The organism is Pseudomonas sp. H1h, assembly GCF_000633255.1.
Lineage (GTDB): Bacteria > Pseudomonadota > Gammaproteobacteria > Pseudomonadales > Pseudomonadaceae > Aquipseudomonas.
Genome location: NZ_AYMJ01000015.1, coordinates 145,476 through 172,238 on the forward strand (window position 1 = coordinate 145,476; position 26,763 = coordinate 172,238).

Sequence of the window (26,763 nt, forward strand, 5' to 3'; positions counted from 1 at the left end):
AAATAGGCGCGCAGTATACAGCCCCGAGACGGGACGCGCAGTCGGCTTTGGTCGGGCACCACCGATCCTTTATCAACTACCCATTTCAACAACGCGCCCTTATGATGTGCCCCAGACTTTTTACCCTGCGATGACCCATGGCCGATTCTGCTTTTTTCTGCACCCTGTCTCATGAAGGCGTACTCGCGGTTCGCGGCGTGGATGCCGGCAAATTCCTGCAAGGCCAATTGACCTGCAACATCAATTACCTCAGTGACAGTCAGGCCAGCCTCGGCGCGCGCTGCACGCAAAAAGGCCGGATGCAGTCCAGCTTCCGCATTCTGCTTGAAGGTGACGGCGTGCTGCTGGCGATGGCCAGCGAGCTGCTGGAGCCGCAGTTGGCGGACCTGAAAAAGTACGCGGTGTTCTCAAAATCCAAATTGACCGACGAAAGCGCCGCCTGGGTGCGTTTTGGTCTGGAGCACGGTGATGCAGCCCTGGCCGGACTCGGTCTGCAGTTGCCCGCCGACACCGACAGCGTCGTGCGCAGTGAAGGGCTGATCGCGATTCGCGTCTCGCCGAATCGCGCCGAACTCTGGGTGCCGGCCGATCAGGCCGATACCCTCAAGGCCAAATTGGCCGCTGCCCTGCCTGAAGCCGGGCTCAATCAATGGCTGCTGGGGCAGATCCGCGCCGGTATCGGTCAGGTCATGCCGAGTACCCGCGAGCTGTTCATCCCGCAGATGCTCAACCTGCAAGCCATCGGTGGCGTGAGCTTCAAGAAAGGCTGCTACACCGGACAGGAAATCGTCGCGCGCATGCAGTACCTGGGCAAACTCAAGCGCCGCCTGTATCGCGTGCAACTGGATGCGACTGATCTGCCGGAACCGGGCACCCCGCTGTTCGCCCCAAGCCACGGCAGTGCCATCGGCGAAGTGGTGCTGGCTGCCCGCGCCGAAGAAAATATTGAACTGCTGGCGGTGTTGCAGGCCGAAGCTGCCGAAGCGGGTCATCTGCACCTGGGCGCCCTCGAAGGCCCCGCGCTGCATTTGCTCGACTTGCCCTACGAACTGGATCGCGACCGCGAAATCCAGCGCTGATCGCAGCATTTGTTGCAACACCCTAGAGAGTCCACATGAGCGAGCTGGCGGATAAGGTCCAACAGGATTTGGTTGAGGCCATCGATAACGATGACCTGGTTCTGCCAACGTTACCGGAAGTGGCCCTGCAAATTCGCAAGGCCGCTGAAGACCCGGAAATCAGCGTCAGCGATCTGAGCAAAGTGATCGGCCGCGACACGGCGCTATCTGCGCGCCTGATCAAAGTGGTCAACAGTCCGCTGCTGCGCGCCGCGCAGGAAGTGACCGACCTGCACACCGCCATCACCCGGCTGGGAATCAACTACAGCAGCAACCTGGCGATCGGCCTGGTGATGGAGCAGATTTTCCACGCACGCTCCGAGGTGGTCGAACAGAAAATGCGTGATGTCTGGCGCAGCAGCCTGGAGATCGCCGGCGTCAGCTACGCACTGTGCCGGCGCTACACCCAGCTCAAACCGGATCAGGCGGCTCTCGGAGGGCTGGTGCATCAGATCGGCGTGCTGCCGATTCTGACCTACGCCGAAGATCACTACGAACTGCTGTCGGATCCGGTCAGTCTCAACCATGTGATCGACCACATTCATCCGCTGCTGGGCGACAAGTTGCTGCGCGTCTGGGAGTTCCCGGAAAGGCTGGTGGAGCTGCCGGGGCTGTATCAGGACTTCAAGCGCGATTCGGCGCAGATCGATTACGTCGATCTGGTACAGGTCGCGAGCCTGTATTGCCACAAGGACACCGATCATCCGTTTGCGCGGATCGATCCGCTCAGCGTTCCGGCGTTTCGCAAACTGGGGATTGATCCGGAGAACCAGGCGCTGTGCGCGGACCTGGAAGAATCGCGGACGATGTTTTACTGATCCAAGACTGCGGCGCGGCCTTCGCGAGCAAGCCCGCTCCCACAGGGGTTTTGTGTAAGACACGGCTCAATGTGGGAGCGAGCCTGCTCGCGAAGAGGCCACCACAGGCACCGAAGATCATCCCGCGATAAAACTGACCCGCACTTTAAGCCCCGCCTGCTCACCGTCGTGCAAGGTGATCTGCGCCAGGTGCGCCCGGCAAATCTCTCCGACAATCGCCAGCCCCAAGCCTGAGCCCGCGACCTGCTGGTTGCGCCGGTAGAAGCGCTCAAACACCCGATCACGCTCTTCCAGCGGAATCCCCGGCCCGTCATCTTCGACCTCAAGTACCGCCGGCGCCGCCACCCGCAGAATCACATTGCCGCCCGGTGGCGTATGCGCCAAGGCGTTGTCCACGAGGTTGCTCAGCAGTTCATTGAGCAGCGTGGGTTCGCCGCGCAGCCACACCGGTTCATCCGCCTCCAGCGCCAGCGCCACCCCGCGTGCGTGCGCCAAGGGCGCCATGGCCATGCCCAATTCACGGGCCAACTGGCTCAGATCGAGCAGTTGTGCGCCGCCCTCGGCAATCGCCCGGGCACCGTTTTCTACCCGCGCCAGTGACAGCAATTGATTGGCCAGGTGAGTCAGGCGATCGGTGCTTTGCGCCGATGACTCCAGGGTGGTGCGCCAGGTTTCTGCTTCGCTGGAACGCAATCCCAGCTCCAGCCGCGCCTTCAACGCGGCCAGCGGTGTGCGCAGTTCGTGCGCGGCATCGGCGATGAACTGCGCCTGACGCTCGAACTGCCCGCGCAGACGTTCGGTGAAATGGTTGAGCGCGCGCACCAGTGGCCACAATTCACGCTGCACTTCCACGAGCGGCAGCGGCCGCAAATCATCCGGCTGACGCTCCTCCACCGCCGTGCGCAAGCGCTCCAGCGGGCGCAGCGCCGCACTGACCGCAAACCACACCAGCAACAAAGCGCCAATGGCCAGCATCCCCAGACGCAACAGCGTGTCGGCCGCCAGACTGCGGGCCATGGCGACCCGCGCCTCGTCGGTTTCAGCGACACGGATTTCCGCCATGCCGTTCATGTTCGGCTCGGTCACCGCTTTGAGCAGACTGACCACACGCACGTTCTGCCCGCGATACGTTGCGTTATAGAAGCGCGCCAACGCTGGATAATCGTCGGTGCGTCGCGTGCCAGGTGGTGGTCCGGGCAGATTTTCATAACCGGAAATCAGCTTCTGATGAATGTCGTTGACCTGGTAATAGATCCGCCCGGCACTGTCGTACGCGAACGTATCGAGGGCCACGTAAGGCACGTCGGCACTGAGCGTGCCGTCGCGCTGCGACAGCCCGGCGGCGATGGTGCGGGCCGAGGCCAGCAAGGTGCGGTCGTAGGCAGTGTCGGCGGCTTCGCGCCCGTTCCAGTACGCGCTCAAGCCACTGGCGAGCATCAACACCACCAGCAACAACGCGAGGTTCCACAGCAACCGCCAGCGCAGGCTGCTGGGCTTATGCATCGCGGCTTTCCAGCAAGTAACCGAGGCCGCGAAAGGTCACGATCGCCACCGGTTGGCCGTCGAGTTTCTTGCGCAGCCGATGCACGTAGATTTCGATGGCGTCTGGGCTGGCTTCTTCGTCGAGACCGAACACCTGTGCAGCCAGCTGCTCCTTGCTCATCACCCGTCCCGGGCGGGCGATCAATGCTTCAAGCACTGCCTGCTCGCGCGAGGTCAGGGTGAGCAATTCTTCGCCTAGGCTGAACCGCCGGGTGTCCAGATCGTAGGCCAGCACGCCGCAACGCTGCTGACGTTCACCGCCGAGCACACTGCGCCGCAGCAGGGCTTTGACCCGGGCCTCGAGTTCGGTCAGTTCAAACGGTTTGGCCAGGTAATCGTCAGCGCCGAGATTCAGGCCGTGGACCCGGTCTTTCACATCGCTGCGCGCTGTCAGCATCAATACCGGCAGATTTTTGCCGCGTGCACGCAGACGCGCCAGCACCTCGAAACCGTCCATGCGCGGCAAGCCGACATCAAGGATTGCCATCGCGTATTCCTCGCTGCTCAGGGCCAGGTCGGCCGCCACGCCATCGTGCAACACGTCCACGGTCAGACCGGTGCTCTTGAGCGCCTGGGCGACACTTTCGGCCAGTTGCAAATGGTCTTCGACGAGCAGAACACGCATGGATCTCTACCTCATTCAGGGATGGCCGACGCCACGCTTTGCCGCGGAGTTTACAGCCGCAACCGCCGCTGTGAAGCCCGAAAACCGCGAAATCCAGCTGAAAGGTTAGCGAAAGGTTGGGTCGTTAGAGTCCGGTCACGGACAGTTTCGACTGCCGTCGCTGCTGCCACACAGCGATACGAAAAACGCCTCGAAGCGTTTTCGACCAATAAGAACAATAAACGGAGTTCACCGCGCATGCCGTCCTTGCAGACCAGGGCTCTCACGCCCGCTCGCCCTTCGCGTTTCAGCCACACCGCCCTCGCCAGTGCCGCCGCCCTCGCCGGTTTTTCGCCGCTGAGCTACGCCGACTTCATCGAAGACAGTTCCGCCACCTTCGAAACCCGCAACATGTACTTCAACCGCGACTTTCGTGACGGCACCAGTGCCCAGCAAAGCAAGCGTGATGAATGGGCGCAGGGTTTCATGCTCAACCTGCAATCGGGTTACACCGACGGCACCGTGGGGTTTGGTGTCGATGCACTGGGCATGCTCGGGGTCAAGCTTGATTCGAGTCCGGACCGCACCGGCACCGGCCTGTTGCCAACCCACGATGACGGGCGCGCCGCCAACGAATATTCCAAGGTCGGCCTGACCGGCAAGGTCAAAATCTCCGCCACCGAACTGAAAATCGGCAGCCTGATTCCTGAGCTACCGATCCTCAAGCCGAACGACGGGCGCATCCTGCCGCAGACCTTTGAAGGCGGTTTGCTGACCTCCAGAGAGATCAAGAACCTGACCTTCACCGGTGGGCGTCTGGACAAGGCCAAGGATCGCGACAGCACCGATTTCGAGGACATCGCCCTCAACAACAAGAACAGCCGTTTTGCCGGCACCGCCGCCGGCAAGCATTTCGACTTTGCCGGCGTGGACTACAAGTTCACCGACAAGATCACCGGCAGTTACCACTTCGCCCAACTCGATGAAGTCTACAACCAGCACTTCTTCGGCCTCGTTGCCTCGCGCCCGATGGGTCCGGGCACGTTCGCAACCGACCTGCGTTTCGCTGTCAGCGACGATCAAGGCGCAGCCCGTGGCGGCGAGATCGACAACCGCTCGCTCAACGGTCTGGTCAGCTATGCCTTGAGCGGCCACAAGTTCACGGCCGGTTACCAGCACATGTCCGGCGACAGCGCCTTCCCGTATGTCGATGGCAGCGACCCGTACCTGGTCAACTTCGTGCAGATCAACGACTTCGCCGGCGCCGAAGAGCGTTCGTGGCAAGCGCGGTACGACTTCGACTTCGCCCGCCTCGGCATTCCCGGCCTGTCGTTCATGAGCCGTTACCTGAGCGGTGACAACATCAAGCTCAAGAACGGCGAAGAAGGCAAAGAGTGGGAGCGCAACACCGAGATCAAATATGTAGTACAAAGCGGCGCCCTGAAAGACGTTGCCGTACGCCTGCGTAATGCCACCTACCGTTCCAACTACTCCGCTCGCGATGCCGATGAAGTGCGTCTGCTGGTGAGCTATAGCGTTGCCCTTTGGTAATTCAGTACGTCCATAACAACAACTCCCAAGGAGACATAGATGAACTTATCACTGCGTAAAGTTGCTCTAGCCGCTGGCGTCATGCTGTTCGCCGGCCAACTGATGGCCGAACCGAAACGTCCCGAATGCATCGCACCGGCCTCCCCCGGCGGCGGCTTCGACCTGACCTGCAAACTGGCGCAGAGCGCGCTGGTCAACGAAAAACTGCTGACCAAACCGATGCGCGTGACCTACATGCCCGGCGGTGTCGGCGCGGTGGCGTACAACGCGGTGGTCGCTCAGCGTCCGGCCGATGCCGGCACACTGGTGGCGTGGTCCAGCGGTTCGTTGCTGAACCTGGCGCAAGGCAAGTTCGGTCGCTTCGATGAAACCAACGTTCGCTGGCTGGCCGCTGTCGGCACCAGTTACGGCGCCATTGCGGTGAAAAGCGACTCGCCCTACAAAACCCTCGACGATCTCGTAAAGGCGCTGAAGAAAGATCCGAGCTCTGTGGTGATTGGTTCCGGTGGCACCGTCGGCAGTCAGGACTGGATGCAGACCGCACTGATCGCCAAGGCTGCCGGGATCAACCCGCGTGACCTGCGTTACGTCGCCCTCGAAGGTGGTGGCGAAATCGCCACCGCGCTGCTCGGCGGTCACATCCAGGTCGGCAGCACCGACATCTCCGACTCCATGCCGCACATTCAGAGCGGCGACATGCGTCTGTTGGCCGTGTTCGCCGACAAGCGCATCGACGAGCCCGAAATGAAAGACATCCCGACTGCCAAGGAACAAGGCTACGACATCGTCTGGCCGGTGGTGCGCGGTTTCTACCTGGGGCCAAAAGTCAGCGACGAAGACTACGCCTGGTGGAAAGACGCATTCGACAAACTGCTCGCCTCGGATGACTTCGCCAAGCTGCGCGATCAGCGTGAACTGTTCCCGTTCGCCATGACCGGCCCGGAACTGGACACTTACGTGAAGAAGCAAGTGGCGGATTACAAAGTGCTGGCCAAAGAGTTCGGCCTGATTCAGTGATCGTCTCTGTCTAGCGGCCGTAGCCTCCATTCTCGGGGGCTGCGGCACAGGAGTTTCTCATGCTCTTACAACGCATTTTCGCCTCGGTGCTGTTGCTGGTCTGTGTCGGCCTGGCATTGATGGCGTGGCCGTACCAAGCGGCCTTTTCCTACGAACCGGTCGGCCCCCGCGCCTTTCCTCTGCTGATGCTCGGGCTGATGGGCGCGGCGCTGCTGTACATGGTGTTCCGCCCGGCACCGATCAAACACAGCGCTGACGAACCGCCGCTGGACCGCGCCACTCTGACCAAGATCGGCATCTGCGTGGTGCTGTTGTTGGTGTTCGCCGGCACCTTTGAACCGCTGGGCTTCATTGCCGCCAGCATCATCACCGGTGTCCCGATGGCACGCCTGTATGGTGGCCGCTGGCTGCCGAGCGTGGTGATCATCAGCCTGATGGCCATCGGTCTTTACCTGCTGTTCGACCGTTTGATGGACGTCCCGCTGCCTCTCGGCCTGCTCGACGTTCTGGAGAACTGATATGGATACTCTTGGCTATTTGGGTCAGGGTTTCGGCGTTGCGCTGAGCCCGTACAACCTGGTGACCGCCCTGTGCGGCACGCTGATCGGCACGGTCGTCGGGCTGCTGCCGGGGCTCGGCCCGATCAACGGCGTGGCGCTGCTGATCCCCATCGCATTTGCCCTCGGCCTGCCGCCGGAATCGGCGTTGATTCTATTGGCCGCGGTGTATCTGGGCTGCGAATACGGCGGACGGATCAGCTCGATTCTGCTGAACATTCCGGGTGAAGCTTCCACCGTGATGACCACCCTCGACGGCTACCCGATGGCCCGCAAAGGCCTGGCCGGTGTGGCGCTGTCGCTGTCGGCATGGAGTTCGTTCATCGGCGCGTTCATCGCCACCTGCGGCATGGTGCTGTTTGCGCCGCTGCTGGCGAAATGGGCGATAGCCTTCGGGCCGGCGGAATACTTCGTGTTGATGGTGTTCGCGATTGTCTGTCTTGGCGGCATGGCCGGCGATCGACCGCTGAAGACCTTTATCGCAGCGTTGATCGGTCTGTTCCTGTCCACCGTCGGCATCGACGCCAACAGCGGGGTGTACCGCTTTACCGGCGACAACATTCACCTCACTGACGGCATTCAGTTTGTCGTGCTGGTGCTGGGCCTGTTCTCCATCAGCGAAATTCTGCTGCTGCTGGAAAAAACCCACCACGGCCAGGAAGCCGTGAAAGCCACCGGCCGGATGATGTTCAACTTCAAGGAAGCGGCGTCGGTGTTCGTGGTGAACATCCGTTGCGGCGTGCTCGGTTTCATCATGGGCGTACTGCCGGGTGCCGGCGCGACGCTGGCCAGCGCCGTGGCCTACATGACCGAGAAACGCATCGCCGGTGCCAGCGGCAAATTCGGTGAAGGCGATGCCCGTGGCCTCGCGGCGCCGGAAACCGCCATCGGCGGCGCGGCGTGCGGCGCACTGGTGCCGATGCTGACCCTCGGCGTTCCAGGTTCCGGCACCACGGCAGTGATGATTGGCGCCCTGTCGCTGTACAACATCACGCCGGGCCCGCTGCTGTTCCAGCAACAACCGGACATCGTCTGGGGGCTGATCGCTTCGTTGTTCATCGCCAACGTCATGCTGGTGATCCTCAACATCCCGATGATCCGCGTGTTCACCCGCATCCTCGCCGTGCCGAACTGGGCACTGGTGCCGGTCATCGCGATCATTACCGGGATCGGCGTATACGCCGTACATGCGACAACGTTCGATCTGTTCCTGATGATCGGCATCGGCATCTTCGGCTACATCCTGCGCAAGCTGGACTTCCCGCTGTCGCCGCTGTTGCTCGGTTTCATCCTTGGCGGCCTGATGGAGCAAAACCTGCGTCGCGCCCTGTCGATCTCCAACGGTGCGCTGGAAATCCTCTGGTCGAGCCCGATCACCTTCGGCTGCTGGATTCTGACCGCGATCATGCTGTTGATGCCGATCATCCGTATCTGGCGCAAACGTTCTGCCGCGCAGCGTGCCATTGCCGATGTTTGATCGCTCCTCGCTGAAATCCTGGTGGGGAACCCCGCTGGTCGGTCTGCTCGGCGGCTATGTCGCCAGCCAGATCGGCTGGCCACTGCCGTGGATGGTCGGCTCGTTGCTGGCGATCATCCTCGTGCGCTGCCTGACCCCATGGCAACTCACGGAAATCCCCGGCGGGCGCAAATGTGGTCAATGGATTGTCGGAATCGGCATCGGCCTGCACTTCACTCCTGTGGTGATGGAGCAGGTACTCAGTCATTTCGGTCTGATCTTCTTTGGGGCGCTGGTCACCAGTCTTTCGGCGGTGGTCGGCGTGTGGCTGATGCGTCGCACCGGTGAGGATCGCGCAACAGCGTTCTTCTCCAGCATGCCCGGTGGTTCTGGCGAGATGGTCAACCTCGGCGCACGCAATGGCGCGCTGCTCAGCCACGTTGCGGCGGGTCAGAGTTTGCGGGTGTTGGTGGTCGTCCTCTGTGTACCGGCAGCGTTCAAGTATTTGCTCGGTGACGGGACGCCGATTGCTCACGCCGGCAGCGTCGATTGGCGCTGGCTGGCGATCCTGTTTCCAGCGGGCGGCCTGCTTGCCTGGCTCTGGCAGCGTCTGCGTCAACCCAATCCTTGGCTGTTCGGGCCGTTGCTGGTGAGTGCAGCGGTGAGTATTGGCTGGGATTTGCACATCGGCTTGCCCAACGGCGGCAGTCAGATTGGCCAGTGGCTGATTGGCAGCGGCTTGGGTTGCCACTTCAACCGACAGTTCTTCCGGCGCGCGCCGTCATTCATGGGCCGCACGTTGATCGGCACGGCGCTGACCATGTTGATCGCCACATTGGCGGCGCTGGGCTTGAGTGCGCTGACCCATCTGGATCTGCGTTCGCTGACATTGGGCATGATGCCCGGCGGGATTGCCGAGATGAGCCTGACGGCGGAGACCTTGCAACTGTCGGTGCCGCTGGTGACGGCGATGCAGGTGATGCGGCTGTTGTTCGTGCTGTTTTTGGCGGAGCCGTTGTTCAAGTACTGGAATCGTAATCCCGAGTAAAACCGCGTCGCTCTTTTCGCGAGCAGGCTCGCTCCCACGGGGTTTTGGAGTGTTCACATAATCTGTGGCACCCACAAGAATCTGTGGGAGCGGGCTTGCACGCGAAAGGGCCGGCCCGGTCAGCCAGTCAAACTGGCGGCAGACGCCACTCGATCGGCGCTTCGCCATTCTGCTCCAGAAACTTGTTGGTCCGGCTGAAATGCCCACACCCCAGGAATCCCCGATACGCCGACAACGGCGACGGGTGCACCGAGGTCAGCACCAGGTGCTTGGTCGCATCGATCAGCTTCTGCTTGCTCTGCGCATGCGCGCCCCACAGCATGAACACCAGATGCGGCTGCCGCTCACTGACCAGTTCAATGATCCGGTCGGTGAAGAACTGCCAGCCCTTGTCCTTGTGCGCGTTGGCATTGGCACGCTCGACCGTCATGGTGGTGTTAAGCATCAACACGCCCTGATCAGCCCAGCTCTGCAAATAGCCGTGGTTGGGGATGTCGATGTTCAGGTCGCGTTTCAACTCTTTATAGATGTTGACCAGCGACGGCGGCGCCGGCACGCCCGGCTGCACCGAGAAGCACAAGCCATGGGCCTGGCCCGGGCCGTGATACGGGTCCTGACCGAGGATGACGACTTTCACCTTGTCCAGTGGCGTGGAGTTCAGCGCATTGAAAATCAGTGGGCCCGGGGGATAGATTTCCTTGCCGGCCGCCCGCTCCTGTTGCAGGAAGTTGCGCAACTCTGCCATGTAGGGCTGGTCGAACTCAGCACGCAGTGCCTCCTTCCAGCTCGGTTCGAGTTTGATACGGTCGTCAGCAGTCATGGTTACATCCGGCGAAAACAATTGGGGCGAACCCTAGGAAACCCGCCCATGCTTGTCAATTGATCCGACGCAGATCCGGCACTTTCCCACACAGCGATCATACTGATCGTTCAAATTCCCGATCGAGGTCACGATGAATCTGCACTTCGAAGAACTTACCGGCACCGATGGCGCCCGCCTCGGGGTCGCCAGCCTGGACGCCGAAAAGTCGCTCAATGCGCTGTCCTTGCCGATGATCAACGCCCTGAGCGACAAACTGAATGCTTGGGCCAAGGATCCGCAAATCGTCTGCGTATTGCTGCGCGGCAACGGCGCCAAGGCATTCTGCGCCGGTGGCGAAGTGCGCAGCCTGGTGGAAGCCTGCCGCGCCCACCCCGGCGAAGTCCCGCCACTGGCCGCGCAATTTTTCGCCGCGGAATACCGACTGGACTACAGCCTGCACACCTACCCCAAACCGCTGATCTGCTGGGGCCACGGTTACGTGCTCGGCGGCGGCATGGGCCTGTTGCAAGGCGCCAGCACGCGGATCGTCACCCCGAGCAGTCGCCTGGCGATGCCGGAGATCACTATTGGTTTGTATCCGGATGTTGGCGCCAGTTGGTTTCTGTCGCGACTACCGGGCAAGCTTGGGCTGTTCCTTGGTTTGACCGGCGCGCACATGAACGCTCGTGATGCGATTGATTTGGATCTGGCCGACCGCTTCCTCCTCGATGAACAGCAACCGGAGTTGATTGAAGGCCTGCTGCAACTCAACTGGCAGGAACAGACCGACATGCAGCTCAACAGTCTGCTCAAGGCCCTGCAACAGGAAGCCGTTGGGCAAATGCCCGAGGCGCAGTGGCTGCCACGCCGTCAGCCGATCGACGAACTGCTCGACGTCAGCGATGTGACATGCGCCTGGAAAGCCATCAGCCTGCAACGCGACAGCAGCGACCCGCTGATCGCCCGCGCCGCGAAAACCCTGAGCGAAGGCTCACCGCTGACCGCGCACCTGGTCTGGGAACAGATCCTGCGCGCCCGCTACCTGTCACTGGCCGAAGTCTTCCAGATGGAATACACCCTGAGCCTCAATTGCTGCCGCCATCCGGAATTCAGCGAAGGTGTGCGGGCGCGGCTGATCGACAAGGACCAGAAACCGCACTGGCATTGGCCGGACATCAACAACGTGCCGGACGCGGTGGTCGAGGCGCATTTTCACAAGGTGTGGGAAGGTCGGCATCCGCTGGCGGATCTGACGCAGTACTAAATTTTCCATGTTCCTGCGATGGCGGCCTCTGGCCCCTATCGCGGGCAACCTGACTGGCGTTATTGCAACTCGGGATTCAACTGGTAAAAATTGATGATTTCCACCGTTGCCTGCAGCGCTTCCTCATCATTTTTTTTCAGAATATCCTCTACGTCCCTCAGAGGTGGAAGCGGATGCAGCAACTCAACGAATTGGTCCGCAGAATAGTCTTGAGTAGATTTATCTTCTCTTGTGACCCTGATGAAACTGATAGCAGCATCACCGCCCAGAAAGTGGTTGGACACCCGTATCTTTGGAGACACGCCGTAATTCACAACAATGACCAGATCATCTCGTTCACGGTGAAATTTGATCTGATGAATAGACAGTCCGAACGCTGAAAAGTCGACACCATCAATGCCGCCACCGGCATTAACAATCAAATCTCTCCCGAGCCCATCGGCGATTACCACGACCATCCGATTCGTTACCACGGTGACCCGTAAAGTACGTCAGACTTGTTCCGGTGTTTTACCTTGGGCAATAGCACTGCATTGCCCAAGTCATCATAAGAGGGCTGATCACCCGGCACATCCGGATCGCTATCTTTCGCTTTCCAGTCACCTTGAACAACCAAATCGGGGGCAGAACAGGATTGTGCTTCGTAATCCGGGAGCACTATGCCCAACATCCCGGGCCTGTAGTGCTTTACGACAATCAGATCGCTCCGGCCGTATTTGATGTTCAGCGTGCTCTCAACAAGTTCTTCGATGAGCGTCAACGTTATGGCTTGATCTTCCGTAAACCACGTATTGCTTAGAGGCGCGCTGCGTTCAAGGGCGGGAATCGGAAGGCCGTTTATCAACAACTGCCCATCAGCATTTGAATCGAAAATCTCATCGATTCCGTCACCGCTGGCAAACTCGTACCGGTCATTCCCATGGCCACCCGTCAGAGAATCATTGCCCCTGCCGCCGTTCAAAACATCATCCCCCTCCATCCCGTATAGCGCGTCATTGCCGTCGCCACCGCTTAACGAGTCGTTGCCGCGAGCACCTTCGATAACGTCGTTACCCGCCAGTCCATTGATCGAATCATTGCCTGCGCCGCCATATAGATGATCGGCATTTGTCGTGCCACCGAAAGATCGCCCTCCGTCATCACCGAACATCACCAACGGGTTAGATACGCCAGTCGTCATGGGTGCCTGTTTCCCCGAGGCGAGATCGGTGAAGGAAAACTTCTGTAGTGTGTTTTTTCCGAATGAGCCATGGGTTCTGGAAATCAACCGGGCCAACATTTCTGCGCGATCAGAAATCCACTGCTCGGTAATAAAACCTTCGCCAGTGATGGGGTCATAAAGCTCCAGCTCGCGACCAGGGAACCCGTCATCTCGCTCTATGACTATTTCACTTAGCTGTTTAAGCGAGTTTCGTAATGCTTGGCCGATTGGCGTTGCTTGGCTGGCTTGCTTTGTCCACGCGGTGACGCTGCCGTACTCTCCAATGGTCTTGGTAACGATGCTTTGGGATTGAGTCGGTGTAAACGCTGAGAAAAATGCGTACGCGTTGGTCGCGAGCGTTTCCTCCGTGGTGGGCGCGGCATTAAAGCCGCCGTCGTATGTTCGCCTGAACATGTCAAAAAAAGCATTTACGCCATATCGCAATATCAGATCAACGATGGGCGAAACAGGTGTGCCTTTCACCACGTACTGAATTAATGGATTGGTGTTCCCACTGGCCATTGCAACTTTTATTTGCTCAGGCACTACCGAAAACACGCTCTCAAGCACATTGAGACCAAAGTTATTGATCGCGGCGCGAAGGCCGACACTGTATGAATCGATGGCAAATAGAATATTCTTGAAATCATCGAACCTATTAACTTTAGCCAGCTCATGACTGCCTTTTATTTCTGAGCTGGGGTCGCCTGCGGAAATTAATCTCCAGGTTTCATACGGGGGTTTGCCACCTAACAGGCTGGACCCGATTGTTCCTGACCAACCGGCGTTACGGCTTGTAGCGGTATCGTCTTCGCCATTTTCATCATGAAATAAGACTTTCCCAATGGCGCTCGCATCAATGGCGGCTATCTGACTGATTGAAGGTACTGTCCAAGGAGCCAAATCGTCTTTAGCTGAACCGTACAGCAGCGTGTTCATAAAGTTTACAGCAACCTGATTAGAGGACTCTTGCATCCTTGCTTCAGTAAATTTCTTATCTAGTCTAAGCTCGCCCTGCCGCAGGGTGTAGGCGCGAATCAATGCAGAGTAAGCACCTTGCCCGCCGTTGGCGTCAATCGCAACATCGAGCCAAAGTTTGGCACTCTTAAAAATATTTATTACATCACCGTCAAAAGTAACATTACCGGAAATCTTTTCGCCGATAACATCAGATAAACACTGATAAAAGGAAGCGCAGCTTCTCCCTTCTTCCGCCAAAGCTATAAACTTCTCATCACGCTGGGTAAACCGCATTCCAGCACAAGAGTTCGCGACCTTCAAAATTAATGCTCTTTCTAAACCATCATAAATATAGCTCATAGTTACTTCCCTGCAATTATGGAACGTGACAGATATTCGCTGACAAATTTTAGTGCTTCAGGAGCGCCACGCAACGAACGAGTACTTAAGCTGACGCGTCCATCCCCACCTGAGAAATCAAAACTGTAGAGTTCGACCGTGCAGCGGGTCTGCAACTCGCCAAAATCCAAATTCTCTAATTGCGCTTTATTAAGCTTCAACAAGTCTTGCCTACCCAAACCCGCTGCTTTAACCCTGTCACCAGGATAATTCAAACCATCACAACTTATCGTCCGAGGTGTTCCGTCATGTCGCCGCCAGTTATGCATAACGAATGTTGTAATGAGAAAATCATTTTTTGAACTAGGTGGAGAAGCGTCAAGCCAAAGCTCTAACCCCGGATATTTTTTAAGTTTCACAATCAAATCATCCGGCCAATCAACATGCCGTCCGCCCATCGTATGCGGCTCAGTGCGCTCCTTCCGGGTGTAGAGTCTGGCAGCAACCTGGAAATACCCCCAATTGGAAGGCTTTTCTATCCCGCTCAACTCATACTCCGTACGAAGTTCGGTTCCCGTCCACCAAAACGAACCCTCAAGAACATCGGCAATACATGACCCGTCACTCTTCAAAGTCGATCCGAAATAAAAACCGGGTATCCGAGTCCGATCAAGCAAGCTGCCGCCCCGGATAGGAACCTGCTCCATACCCGCCAGTTTTTTACTGCAGTCCCCTTGTTCCTTTTGATAAATCGCCCTGCGCTCTGCCGCCGCCTCCCATTCAATATAAAAATCCACTCCCCAATAGCAAACCAGCAAAACCAGACCATATTTAAGTAACGCTTTACACCGTCTAAAGGCTTCCTTGCGAGAAATCTTAAGCATTTCAAATCTCCATTTTAAAATGACGAAAAACTCTAGTTAGAACCGACCAGCCATCGCATCTTCAAACACCTGAAAGTACCCCTTCAGACCAGCACTGACATCAAAGCTGCTTGCCGTTAGCCGTGCAGCTTTTCTGACATGCTCAAAATCACTGGGACAACTTAGAACTCTGCATACGCTCGCCGCTATTGATTCATTCTGGAAAAAGTCGGCAAGAACCCCATTACGTCCGTGAACAACAACTTCCTTCACCGGAGCTGTATCAGAAGCGACTACCACACAGCCAGACGCCATAGCCTCCAACAAGGACCACGACAAAACGAACGGATACGTCAAGTACACGTGCACTGTTGAAACGTTCAGAACAGCTCTATATTTCTGGTAAGGTAGTTTCCCTGTGAAATGCACATTGGAAACATCGCAACTCACCTCCGACAACATCCGTTCTCGCCAGCTCTTATACCCAACAGGCCTACGCCCATAGCTGACTTCATCTCCGCCAACGATAACTATTTGTGCGGCTGGACACTCAGCCTGAATATAGGAAATGGATCTCATAAAAATATGGAACCCACGATAGGGTTCGAGGTTTCTCGCAACGTACGTCACTATTGGCTGGCACGCCTTAATCACACGCCCACTGGGTAGTCTTACAGACTCAACCGTCTCATCATGGGATGCTTGAATAACACCCTCATGAATGACACGAATTTTAGACTGATAAATTTTCGGAAAAAGATCACGTTGCCATCGCGTAGGCGCAATTCCAATATCACACTGATCAAGATTCAAGAGATGCATTGAGTTCAAAACTCTGAGTCTTGACGAAGCGTCCGGCGCATTTGGAAATTCAGGATCAAAATCAGAGTCCGCACCCTGCGCTCGATAATAATATTCACAGAAGTGAATCAGCGGCACGTCCGGGTATACGTCTTTGGCGAATAGCGTTTCACCCCACCCGGGATGAGCAAGGATAATATCGGGTCGATAGCCCTCTTGCTTGAGTTGCTTCAACAACCAAAAAACACTTTGCCCATCCAACACAGCCGTTTCATATGAACGTAAATAGGGATGCCCATCATTAAACCCTTTTATTAAAGATTGATAATGAAGCAATTTCACCCCAACCATACCCGGAGCTGTATCACGCCCAATTGCAAGCACATTGAAACGTCTCCGCAGCGCCTCCATTGCAACATGGCGAAACTGGCCGGGAAAATTCTGATGAACAATAAGTAAATTCATACCTGAAAAAACATCCGTGTTTGTGCAGCTCCAAAAATTGAAGTCTTCCAACATCAATAGGCGTATACAAACGCTAACAAACATTCAGAAATAAAACTGTAGGAGGCTTCCGAGAACGTCCTAGGAGATGGAGCAAGCCACACCATTTTCCGCAGGCACAAAAAAAGCGGCGCTCAATGCGCCGCTTTTTTGTTTGCGGATGATTACCAGCGACCGCCTCGGCCGCCGTGGTCACCCCGATTACCGTGATGATCACGCCCGCCCCGGTCGCGGTCCCAACCACCACCGCGGTGGCCGTCCCAGCGCCCGCGGTCATTGTCGTGCCAGCGACGGCTCTCGTAGTAGCGCGGCGCTGGCTGGTAGTAACGCGGCGCCGAGTAGTAACGCGGAGCCGGTTGATAGTAACGCGGGGCCGCCTGGTAATAGCGCGGGGCCGAGTAATAGGTGCTGCCACCGCTGTAGTAAGTGCCGCCAGTGTTGTAGTAGGCCGGTGCGGGTGAGGTGTAGACCTGCGAACTGTAATAACTGTCTGCGTAGGAATATGGAGCGCAACCGGCAACGGAAAACATCATCGCAGCAAGTAGAAGAATTCGTCGATACATGGCGGCCTCCTGGACCGCGGGTAGCCGCACCAGCGACGCTGGCAGGCATCAGTCGTTTATTCGGTGACTGACGAATTATCTGACAGCGTTTTCCGAATCTGGTGCGTTTCAGCAACAAGTTGAAACAAGTGATTCATGAAATCCTGTTCATTTGGAAAACGCTGTCATTCAGCCGGTGATCAGTGGTGCCCACCGTGATATCCGCCGCCGTGATATCCGCGCCCGTAGCCGCCGCGATAGCCGTAGCCGCCGTAGTAATAGCGGGCACCGCCGTAGTAACGCGGCCCGTAATAGCCGCTGTAGTAGTAAGGCGAGTAGTAGCCGGGATAGTAATAAGTGGCGGGATAAGCGTCGTAAGGACCGGCGTAGTAATAACAACCGGACAAGCCCAGACCGAGCACGGCGCCCAGCAGCACGCGACGCAAACGTTTTGAAATACTCATGACGGCCTCCTGAAAGACCCACGGCCGCAGCAAGACAGCGCAGCCGACACAAGTTTTGACTGTCTGGGTTGGGGCAAGTGCCGGGCTCGCGCAGGCTTCAGATCAGCGGTGTCACTCAGACCAATAATTCCCTGTGGGATGTCCAGAAATACAGGAACGACCATTCGCGCCGCGCATGGAGCAGTTATTTCCCGGCAGTGCCACTAGAATGCTGCCATCGGCTTATCTGCCAACGGAATCGCCCATGCCGCACAGATCTGCGCTGTATACGCAACGCTCGCTGGTTCTGACACTGGTCGCCCTGCTCGGCGCCGGCTTCCTGGCCACTTCGTTGCTCAGCTATTACGCCTCGCGGGCATCGATCCGCGACAGCATCATCAACACCGAACTGCCGCTGACGTCCGACACGGTCTACTCGGAAATCCAGAAAGACCTCGTCAGACCGATCCTGATTTCCTCGATGATGTCGCGCGACACCTTCATGCGTGACTGGGTGGTAAACGGTGAACAAGATCCGCTGCAGATGACCCGTTACCTCGATGAGGTCATGACCCACTACGGCGCCTACACCGCGTTCTTCGTGTCCAACAGCAGCCACACTTACTACCACGCCAAAGGTGTGCTCAAGCAGGTGAAGATCGATGAGCCGCGCGATGCCTGGTACTTTCGCGTGCGAGACATGAAAGACCCGTACGAGATCAACGTCGACCCGGACCTCGCCAACAAGGACAACCTGACGTTCTTCATCAACTACAAGGTCTACGACTACAACAACCGCTTCATTGGCGCCGCCGGCGTGGGCCTGACGGTGGACGCGGTGATCAAGCTGATCGACAAATACCAACAACGCTATCAACGCAGCGTGTACTTCGTCGACACCTTCGGCCGGTTGGTATTGACCGGTGCCGAGGGCGGGCCGCAAGGCGCGCCGATCGGTCAGAGCCTCGGCGAACTCGAGAGCATGAAGGGTCTGGTCAGTCAGTTACCCAAACCGCACAGCGGCAGCTACGAATATTCCGCTCACGGTCAGGGGCATTTTCTCAACGTGCGGTTTATTCCGGAGTTGAACTGGTACCTGTTCGTCGACAAGCGCGAAGACGGTGCACTCAGTGACATTCGTCAGTCGCTGTACCTGAACCTGCTGATCTGCCTGTTGGTGACGCTGGGCGTGCTGGCCCTGCTCAACCGCGTGATCCGCCGTTACCAACGCAAGATCCAGGCGCAGGCCACCCTCGACAGCCTCACCGAATTGCCCAACCGCCGTGGTTTCGACCTGCTCGCCGCACAAGCCCTGCACGAAGCGCAACGCGAACCAAAACCGTTGACTGCGCTGTTACTCGACCTGGATCACTTCAAGACTTTGAACGATACCTACGGACACATGGCCGGTGATCAGGTGCTGATCGGTTTCGCCCGGGATCTGCAAAGCTGCCTGCGCCACTCCGACATAGTCTGCCGTTGGGGCGGTGAGGAATTTATCGTGTTGCTGAAGGACACCGACGGCGACACCGGTCAGAAGATTGCCGAGAAGATCCGTCAGCACGTCGAACAGCACGAATATGCCTACGATGGCCACAGCCTGAGTCTGACCGTGAGCATCGGTGCCACCACCCTGCAAGCAGATGACACCTTGCACACCCTGCTGTCCCGGGCCGATCATGCGATGTACCGGGCCAAGCAAACTGGCCGTAACCGTACTTGCGTGGAAATGCCTCACTCGACTTATGCCTGACACCGACGCTAAACCCGACCTCTGCCCCGCCTGCGGCGCCCGCAATGACTGCAGCCTGGCCGACCCGCGAACCGCCGACCGAGCCTGCTGGTGTTATGGCGTGAGCATCGATCCGGCAGTGCTCGAAGCGCTGCCTGCGGCACTGCGCGACAAATCCTGCCTGTGCCCGCGCTGTGCTCAGGTCGAAGCGCAACTGCAAGCAGCAGCGCGGCCGATCCCGTAAGATGCGCGCCCCGACTTCCATCGATACCTGACCATGCGCGTCGACCGTTTCCTCAGCAACCTGCCCCGCTACAACCGTCAGCAGGTTCGCCTGTTGCTGGTTGAAAAGCGCGTGCGGATCGACGGAAAAGTCGTCAGCGACCCGCACAGCGAAGTGCTGGAATTCAGCCGCGTCGAAGTCGACGAAGAAATCCTGCAGCTCGGCAAAACGGCGCGCTACTTCATGTTGCACAAGCCGCCGGGGTGCGTCAGCGCTACACGGGATCCGCAGCATCCGACCGTGCTCGACCTGATCGATGAACCGGACAAGGACGACCTGCATATTGCCGGTCGCCTGGACTTCAACACCACCGGGCTGATGCTGATCACCAACGATGGCACCTGGTCGCGACGCCTGACCCAACCGCAGACCAAACTGCCGAAGGTCTATTACGTCGAGACCGAACAGGAGATCGGGGCGCAATATGCGATCACGTTTGCCGAAGGCATCTACTTCGCCTTCGAAGACCTGACCACGCAACCGGCGCAACTTGAAGTGCTCGCGCCAAGGGCGGCGCGCCTGAGCATCGTCGAGGGCCGTTACCATCAGGTGAAGCGCATGTTCGGCCACTTCAACAATAAAGTGCTGCGCCTGCACCGTGAGTCGATGGGGCCGCTGCAGCTCGATGACGCGCTAAAACCGGGCGAGTACCGCGCTTTGCGCACCGAAGAGATCCATTTGTTCTAAGCCGGCGACCGCTCAGCAGAAGTTGTCGAACAATTTACCAACGGCACTTGCGCGATCCCTTCCCCACTGCTTGAATCAGGACGTCGGCCAAATTGTGACCGACGAGTCACACCATACATCCAAGAAACTTTTTGCCGGTCGCAAGCCCCTTGGGCTGCATCTCAGCCGGCAGACTGCCCGCCAATAACAACACCCGTCGACCGCAGTCATGGATCGACATGGGCCAAGCAAATTCCAGGCGTATGCCTACCTGTCACAAAGCTCGTGCAATCTCTATTTGCGCGCATACCCGCTTGCTTGCCAGGAGTCTTATGACATGAGGCCAGAAATCGCTGTGCTGGATATACAGGGTCAGTATCGGGTTTACACGGAGTTCTATCGCGCAGACGCCGCAGAGAAGACCATCATCCTGGTCAACGGCTCGATGGCCACGACTGCGTCGTTTGCACAGACTGTGAAAAACCTGCACCCGCAATTCAACGTGGTTTGCTACGACCAACCCTACGCGGGCAGGTCAAAGGTCCACAACCGCCACGAGAAACATCTGACGAAGGAAGTCGAAGGGCAGATCCTCCTGGAGCTGATCGACCACTTCGGCGCCGAACACGTGCTGTCGTTTTCCTGGGGCGGCGCGGCCACCCTGGTAGCCCTCGCCCAGCAGCCACGGCGCATCGAAAAAGCCGTGATCAGCTCGTTCTCGCCGGTGATCAACGCGCACATGCTTGATTACCTGGAGCGCGGTGTCGATTACCTCGGCCAGCGCGATGGCGACCGCGTCGGGCACCTGGTCAACAACACCATCGGCAAACACCTGCCGTCACTGTTCAAGCGCTTCAATTATCGTCACGTCAGCAGCCTGGCCGAGCACGAATACGGGCAGATGCACTTCCATATCAGTGACGTACTGCACAGCGATCGCCAGTGCTATTTGAATGCGGCGAAGAAGATCAATGTGCCGGTGCTGTTCCTCAACGGCGAATGGGATGAATACACCGCCGCCGAAGACGCACGGATATTCGGCAACCACGTAGCGCACAGTACTTTCACCACGTTGCAGGCCACCGGGCACTTCCTCGACATGGAGCACAAGGCCGCGTGCCGCGATAGCCAGAACGCCCTGCTCGGTTTCCTGAAACCGTCTCGGCAGCCGAGTCGAACGCGTTACTCGTTCGTTCAGGATCACCATGCACTGGCCATTTGAAAAAGTGTCGTCGCGAGCGAGTCTCCGGGGCTGAAAACCAGCATCGATTACCCTGCAGATTCGCCCGCGAATGACCGTTTTCCTCGCTGTAACGCGCTGCGAGCAAAAGAAAAACTTCAAATCCGCGCCCGAGTCTGGTACAAAGTCAGCCGCTCTGAGCGGGTATAGTTTAGTGGCAAAACGAAAGCTTCCCAAGCTTTAGTTGAGGGTTCGATTCCCTCTACCCGCTCCACTCAATTGGGTCTCACGTTGTGCTTATGACGGGGGATGCAGACACAAAAAACCGGCCTTGATAGTCGGTTTTTTTGTGTCTGGGATTTACTCACATTGGCTCGTAAAGGTCTGCACCCCCCCATCATCTCAACTCCACGCCCGTGCCTGGACTGACTCTTGCCATCGAGCAAAACAAAGGGTGGAAGTACCGGATATTCCCGGCTGTTCTTCCGCCGGCGATGATCTTGATGATGCCGTCGCGACGCTGCGCGGCTATCTGCTCAACCGCATTGATGAATACGTGCTTCATCACCCGGAAGAGAAGAGCCATTCGGGGTTTATGGCGCCGGCTGCGTTGAAGGTCTGCTGGAAGGTTGAATGCAAAACCGGCTGTCCGCTAGCATTTGCCCATCTCCCACCACCCTCCCCTGCGCGGCCATCGACGAATACGCGTTTTCACTTTCGAGGGACTCCATGGCGCGGCCACTATGCTGCTGCTGACTGAACTCAAAAGAGTACTTCTCCATGACGCAAAACATTTACGACGACCCCGAATTTTTCCACGGTTACAGCCAGATGAACCGCTCCATCGGCGGTCTTGATGCCGCGCCGGAGTGGCCGGCGCTCAAGGCGCTGCTGCCCTCGATGGACGACTTGAATGTGGTCGACCTCGGCTGCGGGTATGGCTGGTTCTGCCGCTGGGCCAGTGAACATGGCGCCGCCAATGTGCTGGGGCTGGATGTCTCGGAAAAGATGCTCGAACGCGCGCGCGACACCACCACCGCTGCGAACATTCGCTACGAGCGCGCCGACCTTGAGCATCTCGACTTGCCGGCCCGCAGTTTCGATATGGCCTACAGTTCGCTGGCGCTGCACTACATCAAGGATTTGCCCGGACTGTTCACTCATCTGTACGCGGCGCTGAAACCCGGTTCGCACTTTGTGTTTTCCATTGAGCATCCGATCTTCATGGCCCCGCGCACGCCGGGTTGGCTGATAGACAGCGACGGCCACAAGCGCTGGCCGCTGGACAGTTATCAGTTGGAGGGCGAGCGGGTGACTAACTGGCTGGCCGAGGGAGTGATCAAGCAGCACCGTACGATTGGCACGCTGTTGAATTCACTGATTGAGGCTGGGTTCACTATTCGCCACGTCAACGAATGGGGGCCGAGCGATGCTGAAGTGGTAGCACAACCGGCGCTGGCTGAAGAGCGGGAACGGCCGATGATGATGTTGGTGGCGGTGCAACGCTGAAAGCCCCTCCCTCTAACCCTCTCCCAGAGGGAGAGGGGACTGACCGGGTTGTTTTCGGTGAGCTGCGCCGACGTGGAAGTTCGAGTCGAACTCAGGATTTGAAAAGCTTGCACATCTCCCTTTGGGTGGGGGGAGTTCAAGTCAAGCCTCAGCGAGTCGCGACGATGAACAGCCGTGGAAACGGCAGCAGCACCGAACCATCAGACAACGCTGGATACGCCTCGGCAACCGCCGCCAGATACTGCTGCAGATATTGCGCCCGCTCGTCTTCGGTCAGCGGGCTCAGAAACGGAATCAAGCCACTGCCCTTGAACCATTCCACCACGCCCGCCGCGCCACCCGCCAATTGATGATGATAGGTTGTGCGCCACACATCGACCCGCGAACAGTGCGGACGCAACATCGAGAAGTAATCGCTGGCACTCGCCATCTCGGTGCGCTGCCCGGCGGCGCCAGCCAGTTTGGCGGCCCACGGGCCGTTGGCGGCGACTTCGCGCATCAGCCGATGGGAAGGCTCATTGAGATTGTCCGGCATCTGGATCGCCAGGCTGCCGCCCGGGGACAGTTTATCGGCCAGCGCCGGCAACAGCGTCGCGTGATCCGGCAGCCACTGCAGCACGGCGTTGGCGAAGATCACATCGAACGGACCGGCATCAGCCCAACGGTCGATCTCGGCCACCTCGAACTGTAACTGCGGCAAGCGCTTGCGCGCGGCATCAATCATGTCCGGCGAGCTGTCCAGGCCGCTGACCCGAGCCTGTTCAAAACGCTGCACCAACAGCTCGGTGGAGTTACCCGGGCCGCAACCGATATCGACCACCGATCGGGCCTGGACCGTGGGAATCGCCGCCAGCAGATCGCGGGCCGGGCGGGTGCGTTCATCTTCGAAAGCGACGTATTGTTTGGCGGACCAACTCATTGCGTTCTCCTGTCGGGACATTCCAGCGGTTCGTCACGATACAGGCAGCCCGGTGAGCTGTTCCAGAGCGACTCATTGCAAACGGTGTCCGCCGACGCCCTGCTTATCGCCAATTCGTCGACCCCTATGCATTTTGCGACCGTCCGTCGAGCCAAACACAAGCGTTTTTGACAGCTAAAGAATCCTACCTATAGTCAATTTGCGGCAATCGGAAGGAACCCGATTACATCCAGTTTCGTGCAAGGAGCACGGCCTGCTCATCTCTCGTGACCGGTGGGTTCCCCCAGTAGTGTGCTCGCAAAAGCCGTACGGCAAGCAAGCATCGTCGTGCCTGGATTGCAGTCCGACGTTCACTATGAAAAAGGAGCCTCACCATGTCTCGAGTTACGGATATCCTGGTTTCCATCGACACTGAAACCATTTTGAAAAAGTATCCAAACATCAGCAAGGATCCGAAGAATCCCACGCTGATCGACTGGCATCATGTGTACATGGTCACCAATCAGGATAACGTCGTCAGTGGCCAGGCCGGTGGCGAACTGGACCTCAAGGCGCAGGTCGGCGACCTGATCCGCTGGCGTGAAACCAGCCTGTCGCAGAGTTTCGAACAGGCGGTGATTTTCTACAAATTCATCGGTAACGCCGGGGCCGACCTGATCTCCCCACCCTCGCCGCGCAAGGCAAGCGCCTGCGTTGCTGTGCCGAACACCAGCAATCCGTCCGTGCCAAGCTGCCAGAAAGTCGATAACCATTACTGGTCATCCGAGACCCTGGATTGTGGCCGTGTGACCTATCACTTCCACTTCCTGATCGTCGATCGCAACTGCCAGATCATCGGCTGCTGCTCGTGGGATCCGTTCATTTCCATTCACAACTGACGATGTACCGGGCCCCTTGGCAACGAGGGGCTCCACCGATCCGATGCCGCCGCCCCGGCTGGAACAGGATGTCTTGCCTTGACCGAAGCGGCCGCCAGTTTGTAGCGACGTCATGAAAGGAATCCATGATGACTTCCGAACCGATCCCGTCCCCTTCATCTGCCGTCACCACCGCACAGAATGTGTTGCTGATCGTCGATGCCGAATCTCTGCTTTCGCGCTATCCGACACCCAGCCAGGACCCGGCGAACCCGACGGAAATTCCCGATGGACTGATCTTTTTCAGCACAAGCAGCAAATCAAAAAAAATAGTTACAAATGACAGCGCTACTAAAGTCATTGTCGAGATGGGCCGTGACATCCATTTTCGTGCAAGAAGCGTCAGCCTGATCGCCGAGCACAGCGTGGTTGCCTACCGCATGACCGCCGACAACAGCAGCGTTCTTACCGCTCCCCAACTGGAAGTACACACCGGCCTTACCGTCCCAGCGCCCAACCCTGAATCTCCGTCCGTGCCAGGCAGTCGCAAAGCGGACGACCACTTCTGGACATGCACCCCTAAAGCACCTGGTACCACCCAGTGCGAATTGGGATTCATGCTGGTCAACCAGCAGTGTGAAGTGGCGGGATACTTTCAGTGGCAGGTTGGAGTTGAACTGACGTCCTGAGCGTATGCCTGTCGAAGCCGGTCGCAAGACCGGCATTTCAGGGGCACGCCTGCAATAAACAGAATTTTCGCTACGCCGTCACTGTCTGAACTTCAGGCAATCCCAATAAGGAACACGGCAATGAAATTCGCGAAGATTTCCCAGACCCTGGCACTGTGGGCCGGTAGCCCGAAAACCTTCATGGGGGCGTTGGTCCTGATTTTTCTCTGGGGACTGAGTGGGCCTTTTTTCCATTTCAACGACACTTGGCAACTGATCATCAACACCTCGACCACGATCATCACGTTTCTGATGGTGTTTCTGATCCAGAACACACAGAACCGCGACACCGACATCCTGCACCTTAAGCTCGATGAGTTGTTGCGTGTGAACAAGGAAGCGCAGAACGCGATGCTCGGGCTGGAATCGCTGGACCTCAAGCAACTGGAGGCGCTACGCAAGCATTACCGCAGCCTGGGCGAAAGCGAGGTGTTCAACCTCGACGGGTTGGGGGAAAAGAGCAAACCGAAGCAGGATCTGAATGACTGCTAATCACGGTACTGGCATGCCTTGGTTGTGGCGAGGGAGCGTGCTCCCGCGGGATCACGAAGCGGCTATGAGAAGGCCAACTGCGCAGCCCGGCGCGAGCAAGCTGCCTCGCCACAGGAAATCAAACCCTGATCAGCGGCTGGCCTGCAGCGCCCGGGCCATTTCCAGATGGTTTTGCAGCTTCGGCAGGGTCTCGTCGGCAAATGCCTTGATCTCCGGCACGTCGGTGGTTTGCGCCTCCTCCTGAATCTGCTGGATGGCTTCTTCGGTGGCTTTCACCTGACTCGCGGCGTAGGCCTGATCGAAGGTTTCACCGTCCTTGACCTGAGGGATCATGGTTTTGGCCTTGTCGGCGATTTCTTCACGGGGAGCGATCGGCAGGTCGAGTTTTTTCGCGATCTTCGCCAGATGCTGGTTGGCCGTGGTGCGGTCATTGATGACCACGATGGTGTAGTCCTTGACCTCTTTGGATTCGGACTTCTGATGGGCCAGACGACTGGCTTCGATGTCGGCCATGCCTTTGGCCGAAGCATCGTTGATGAAATCGGCAGGCGACTGGGCAGCGGCGCCGCTGGCGAACGCACTGCTGGCGAACAGTCCCAACAACGTGACAAAACTGAAACGACGTACCTGGGTGGCCATCCGGCTCATGGTCGCGCCCTCCTTCTCTTCAAATTCAAGCGGGAGCTTGCGCCCCCGCCTCTCAATCAAAACGACCTTACCGACTACTTCGACTTCTGAGCAGGCTTGCGGCCCATTTCAGTTTTCGCAGGCTCTTTGTCGACCGTCGTAGTGGTGGTTTTCCCACCTTTGCGACCGGCTTCAGACGCCTTCGTTCGATCGTTGGCAAAGTTTCCCGAGTTCGAGTTTCTTGAATTAGGCATGATTCTCTTCCTCTTGGTGTTGATCGTTGGCGAGCAGGTGCCCGCCTAGATTGAGAATTGCCAGACCGATAAAGGTTTAGAAAAGT

The 26,763-nt window shown here is 57.9% G+C and carries 28 protein-coding genes, 1 tRNA gene and 1 pseudogene; 18 read left to right on the forward strand and 12 right to left on the reverse strand.

Annotated elements, in window-relative coordinates:
• The first annotated feature begins 137 nt into the window (after window positions 1-137).
• Together U862_RS0112280 and U862_RS0112285 are read left to right on the forward strand one after the other, a co-directional pair.
• On the forward strand, window positions 138-1,079 hold the full coding sequence (locus tag U862_RS0112280) for a folate-binding protein YgfZ (RefSeq protein WP_025110672.1): 942 nt from the start codon (window positions 138-140) through the stop codon (window positions 1,077-1,079).
• Between the two features lie 35 nt (window positions 1,080-1,114).
• The gene (locus U862_RS0112285) at window positions 1,115-1,936 is read left to right on the forward strand and encodes an HDOD domain-containing protein (RefSeq protein ID WP_025110673.1); all 822 of its coding nucleotides are present in this window, start codon (window positions 1,115-1,117) and stop codon (window positions 1,934-1,936) included.
• 117 nt (window positions 1,937-2,053) lie between these two features.
• On the opposite strand, the gene U862_RS0112290 is transcribed toward U862_RS0112285, so the two are convergent.
• Entirely contained in the window at window positions 2,054-3,439 is a 1,386-nt protein-coding gene (locus U862_RS0112290) for a sensor histidine kinase (RefSeq protein ID WP_025110674.1), read from the reverse strand.
• Window positions 3,432-4,103 (reverse strand): response regulator, encoded by a 672-nt coding sequence (locus U862_RS0112295; protein WP_025110675.1) that lies wholly within the window; start codon window positions 4,101-4,103, stop codon window positions 3,432-3,434. The genes U862_RS0112290 and U862_RS0112295 overlap by 8 nt, the downstream gene beginning before the upstream one ends.
• Before the next feature lie 237 nt (window positions 4,104-4,340).
• On the opposite strand from U862_RS0112295, the gene U862_RS0112305 reads away from it, so the two are divergent.
• From U862_RS0112305 to U862_RS0112325, 5 genes are read left to right on the forward strand one after another with little or no spacing between them, the layout of a single operon-like run.
• On the forward strand, window positions 4,341-5,633 hold the full coding sequence (locus tag U862_RS0112305) for an OprD family porin (RefSeq protein ID WP_025110676.1): 1,293 nt from the start codon (window positions 4,341-4,343) through the stop codon (window positions 5,631-5,633).
• A gap of 39 nt (window positions 5,634-5,672) precedes the next feature.
• Window positions 5,673-6,650, forward strand: a complete 978-nt coding sequence (locus tag U862_RS0112310) for a tripartite tricarboxylate transporter substrate binding protein (protein WP_025110677.1) — start codon at window positions 5,673-5,675, stop codon at window positions 6,648-6,650.
• Between the two features lie 59 nt (window positions 6,651-6,709).
• The gene (locus U862_RS0112315; RefSeq protein ID WP_025110678.1) at window positions 6,710-7,168 is read left to right on the forward strand and encodes a tripartite tricarboxylate transporter TctB family protein; all 459 of its coding nucleotides are present in this window, start codon (window positions 6,710-6,712) and stop codon (window positions 7,166-7,168) included.
• A 1-nt stretch (window position 7,169) separates the two neighbouring features.
• Entirely contained in the window at window positions 7,170-8,684 is a 1,515-nt protein-coding gene (locus U862_RS0112320) for a tripartite tricarboxylate transporter permease (protein WP_025110679.1), read from the forward strand.
• A complete protein-coding gene (locus U862_RS0112325; protein WP_025110680.1) occupies window positions 8,677-9,711 on the forward strand; it encodes an AbrB family transcriptional regulator in 1,035 nt (344 codons plus the stop codon). The genes U862_RS0112320 and U862_RS0112325 overlap by 8 nt, the downstream gene beginning before the upstream one ends.
• Before the next feature lie 127 nt (window positions 9,712-9,838).
• Here U862_RS0112325 and ung read toward each other — a convergent pair whose 3' ends face one another.
• The gene (ung, locus tag U862_RS0112330; protein WP_007963257.1) at window positions 9,839-10,531 is read right to left on the reverse strand and encodes a uracil-DNA glycosylase; all 693 of its coding nucleotides are present in this window, start codon (window positions 10,529-10,531) and stop codon (window positions 9,839-9,841) included.
• A 133-nt stretch (window positions 10,532-10,664) separates the two neighbouring features.
• Here ung and U862_RS0112335 point away from each other — a divergent pair, with 133 nt between their 5' ends.
• The gene (locus tag U862_RS0112335) at window positions 10,665-11,777 is read left to right on the forward strand and encodes an enoyl-CoA hydratase/isomerase family protein (protein WP_025110681.1); all 1,113 of its coding nucleotides are present in this window, start codon (window positions 10,665-10,667) and stop codon (window positions 11,775-11,777) included.
• Between the two features lie 59 nt (window positions 11,778-11,836).
• On the opposite strand, the gene U862_RS0112340 is transcribed toward U862_RS0112335, so the two are convergent.
• The 6 genes from U862_RS0112340 to U862_RS0112360 all read right to left on the reverse strand — a co-directional run bounded on the left by U862_RS0112340 (window position 11,837) and on the right by U862_RS0112360 (window position 17,451).
• Entirely contained in the window at window positions 11,837-12,235 is a 399-nt protein-coding gene (locus U862_RS0112340; RefSeq protein ID WP_029977633.1) for a hypothetical protein, read from the reverse strand.
• 8 nt (window positions 12,236-12,243) lie between these two features.
• A complete protein-coding gene (locus tag U862_RS29185) occupies window positions 12,244-14,298 on the reverse strand; it encodes a calcium-binding protein (protein ID WP_256214673.1) in 2,055 nt (684 codons plus the stop codon).
• A 2-nt stretch (window positions 14,299-14,300) separates the two neighbouring features.
• On the reverse strand, window positions 14,301-15,161 hold the full coding sequence (locus U862_RS0112350) for a hypothetical protein (protein ID WP_025110682.1): 861 nt from the start codon (window positions 15,159-15,161) through the stop codon (window positions 14,301-14,303).
• 36 nt (window positions 15,162-15,197) lie between these two features.
• The gene (locus U862_RS29580; RefSeq protein ID WP_256214674.1) at window positions 15,198-16,460 is read right to left on the reverse strand and encodes a glycosyltransferase family 4 protein; all 1,263 of its coding nucleotides are present in this window, start codon (window positions 16,458-16,460) and stop codon (window positions 15,198-15,200) included.
• Window positions 16,461-16,609: 149 nt separating this feature from the next.
• Window positions 16,610-17,008, reverse strand: coding sequence for a hypothetical protein (locus U862_RS0112355; protein ID WP_025110683.1), 399 nt, complete (start codon window positions 17,006-17,008; stop codon window positions 16,610-16,612).
• 179 nt (window positions 17,009-17,187) lie between these two features.
• Window positions 17,188-17,451, reverse strand: coding sequence for a hypothetical protein (locus U862_RS0112360; RefSeq protein WP_025110684.1), 264 nt, complete (start codon window positions 17,449-17,451; stop codon window positions 17,188-17,190).
• A 244-nt stretch (window positions 17,452-17,695) separates the two neighbouring features.
• Here U862_RS0112360 and U862_RS0112365 point away from each other — a divergent pair, with 244 nt between their 5' ends.
• The 7 genes and pseudogenes from U862_RS0112365 (at window position 17,696) to U862_RS0112400 (ending at window position 22,800) form a co-directional block, all read left to right on the forward strand.
• On the forward strand, window positions 17,696-19,183 hold the full coding sequence (locus U862_RS0112365; protein ID WP_025110685.1) for a sensor domain-containing diguanylate cyclase: 1,488 nt from the start codon (window positions 17,696-17,698) through the stop codon (window positions 19,181-19,183).
• On the forward strand, window positions 19,176-19,406 hold the full coding sequence (locus U862_RS0112370; protein ID WP_025110686.1) for a cysteine-rich CWC family protein: 231 nt from the start codon (window positions 19,176-19,178) through the stop codon (window positions 19,404-19,406). The genes U862_RS0112365 and U862_RS0112370 overlap by 8 nt, the downstream gene beginning before the upstream one ends.
• 33 nt (window positions 19,407-19,439) lie before the next feature.
• Window positions 19,440-20,132 carry a pseudouridine synthase gene (locus U862_RS0112375; protein ID WP_025110687.1) on the forward strand — a complete coding sequence of 231 codons (693 nt, stop codon included), beginning with the start codon at window positions 19,440-19,442 and terminating at the stop codon, window positions 20,130-20,132.
• 316 nt (window positions 20,133-20,448) lie between these two features.
• Window positions 20,449-21,333: an alpha/beta fold hydrolase gene (locus tag U862_RS0112380; protein ID WP_025110688.1), complete on the forward strand. Its 885-nt coding sequence runs from the start codon at window positions 20,449-20,451 to the stop codon at window positions 21,331-21,333.
• Between the two features lie 158 nt (window positions 21,334-21,491).
• Window positions 21,492-21,565, forward strand: a tRNA-Gly gene (locus tag U862_RS0112385).
• A gap of 180 nt (window positions 21,566-21,745) precedes the next feature.
• A pseudogene (locus U862_RS30270) lies at window positions 21,746-21,910 on the forward strand (type II toxin-antitoxin system HicB family antitoxin); the annotation flags it as partial.
• A 161-nt stretch (window positions 21,911-22,071) separates the two neighbouring features.
• A complete protein-coding gene (locus U862_RS0112400) occupies window positions 22,072-22,800 on the forward strand; it encodes a class I SAM-dependent methyltransferase (protein WP_025110691.1) in 729 nt (242 codons plus the stop codon).
• Between the two features lie 148 nt (window positions 22,801-22,948).
• Here the strand turns inward: U862_RS0112400 and tam are convergent, their stop codons facing one another.
• Entirely contained in the window at window positions 22,949-23,719 is a 771-nt protein-coding gene (gene tam / locus U862_RS0112405) for a trans-aconitate 2-methyltransferase (protein WP_025110692.1), read from the reverse strand.
• 374 nt (window positions 23,720-24,093) lie between these two features.
• On the opposite strand from tam, the gene U862_RS0112410 reads away from it, so the two are divergent.
• The 3 genes from U862_RS0112410 to U862_RS0112420 all read left to right on the forward strand — a co-directional run bounded on the left by U862_RS0112410 (window position 24,094) and on the right by U862_RS0112420 (window position 25,796).
• Window positions 24,094-24,597, forward strand: a complete 504-nt coding sequence (locus U862_RS0112410) for an inclusion body family protein (RefSeq protein WP_025110693.1) — start codon at window positions 24,094-24,096, stop codon at window positions 24,595-24,597.
• A gap of 128 nt (window positions 24,598-24,725) precedes the next feature.
• Entirely contained in the window at window positions 24,726-25,265 is a 540-nt protein-coding gene (locus tag U862_RS0112415; protein ID WP_025110694.1) for an AidA/PixA family protein, read from the forward strand.
• 120 nt (window positions 25,266-25,385) lie between these two features.
• Window positions 25,386-25,796, forward strand: a complete 411-nt coding sequence (locus U862_RS0112420; protein WP_025110695.1) for a low affinity iron permease family protein — start codon at window positions 25,386-25,388, stop codon at window positions 25,794-25,796.
• Window positions 25,797-25,925: 129 nt separating this feature from the next.
• On the opposite strand, the gene U862_RS0112425 is transcribed toward U862_RS0112420, so the two are convergent.
• Both U862_RS0112425 and U862_RS29590 read right to left on the reverse strand, forming a co-directional pair.
• Window positions 25,926-26,444, reverse strand: coding sequence for a DUF4142 domain-containing protein (locus U862_RS0112425; protein ID WP_025110696.1), 519 nt, complete (start codon window positions 26,442-26,444; stop codon window positions 25,926-25,928).
• A 74-nt stretch (window positions 26,445-26,518) separates the two neighbouring features.
• Window positions 26,519-26,677, reverse strand: coding sequence for a KGG domain-containing protein (locus U862_RS29590; protein WP_003222499.1), 159 nt, complete (start codon window positions 26,675-26,677; stop codon window positions 26,519-26,521).
• Window positions 26,678-26,763: the final 86 nt, after the last annotated feature.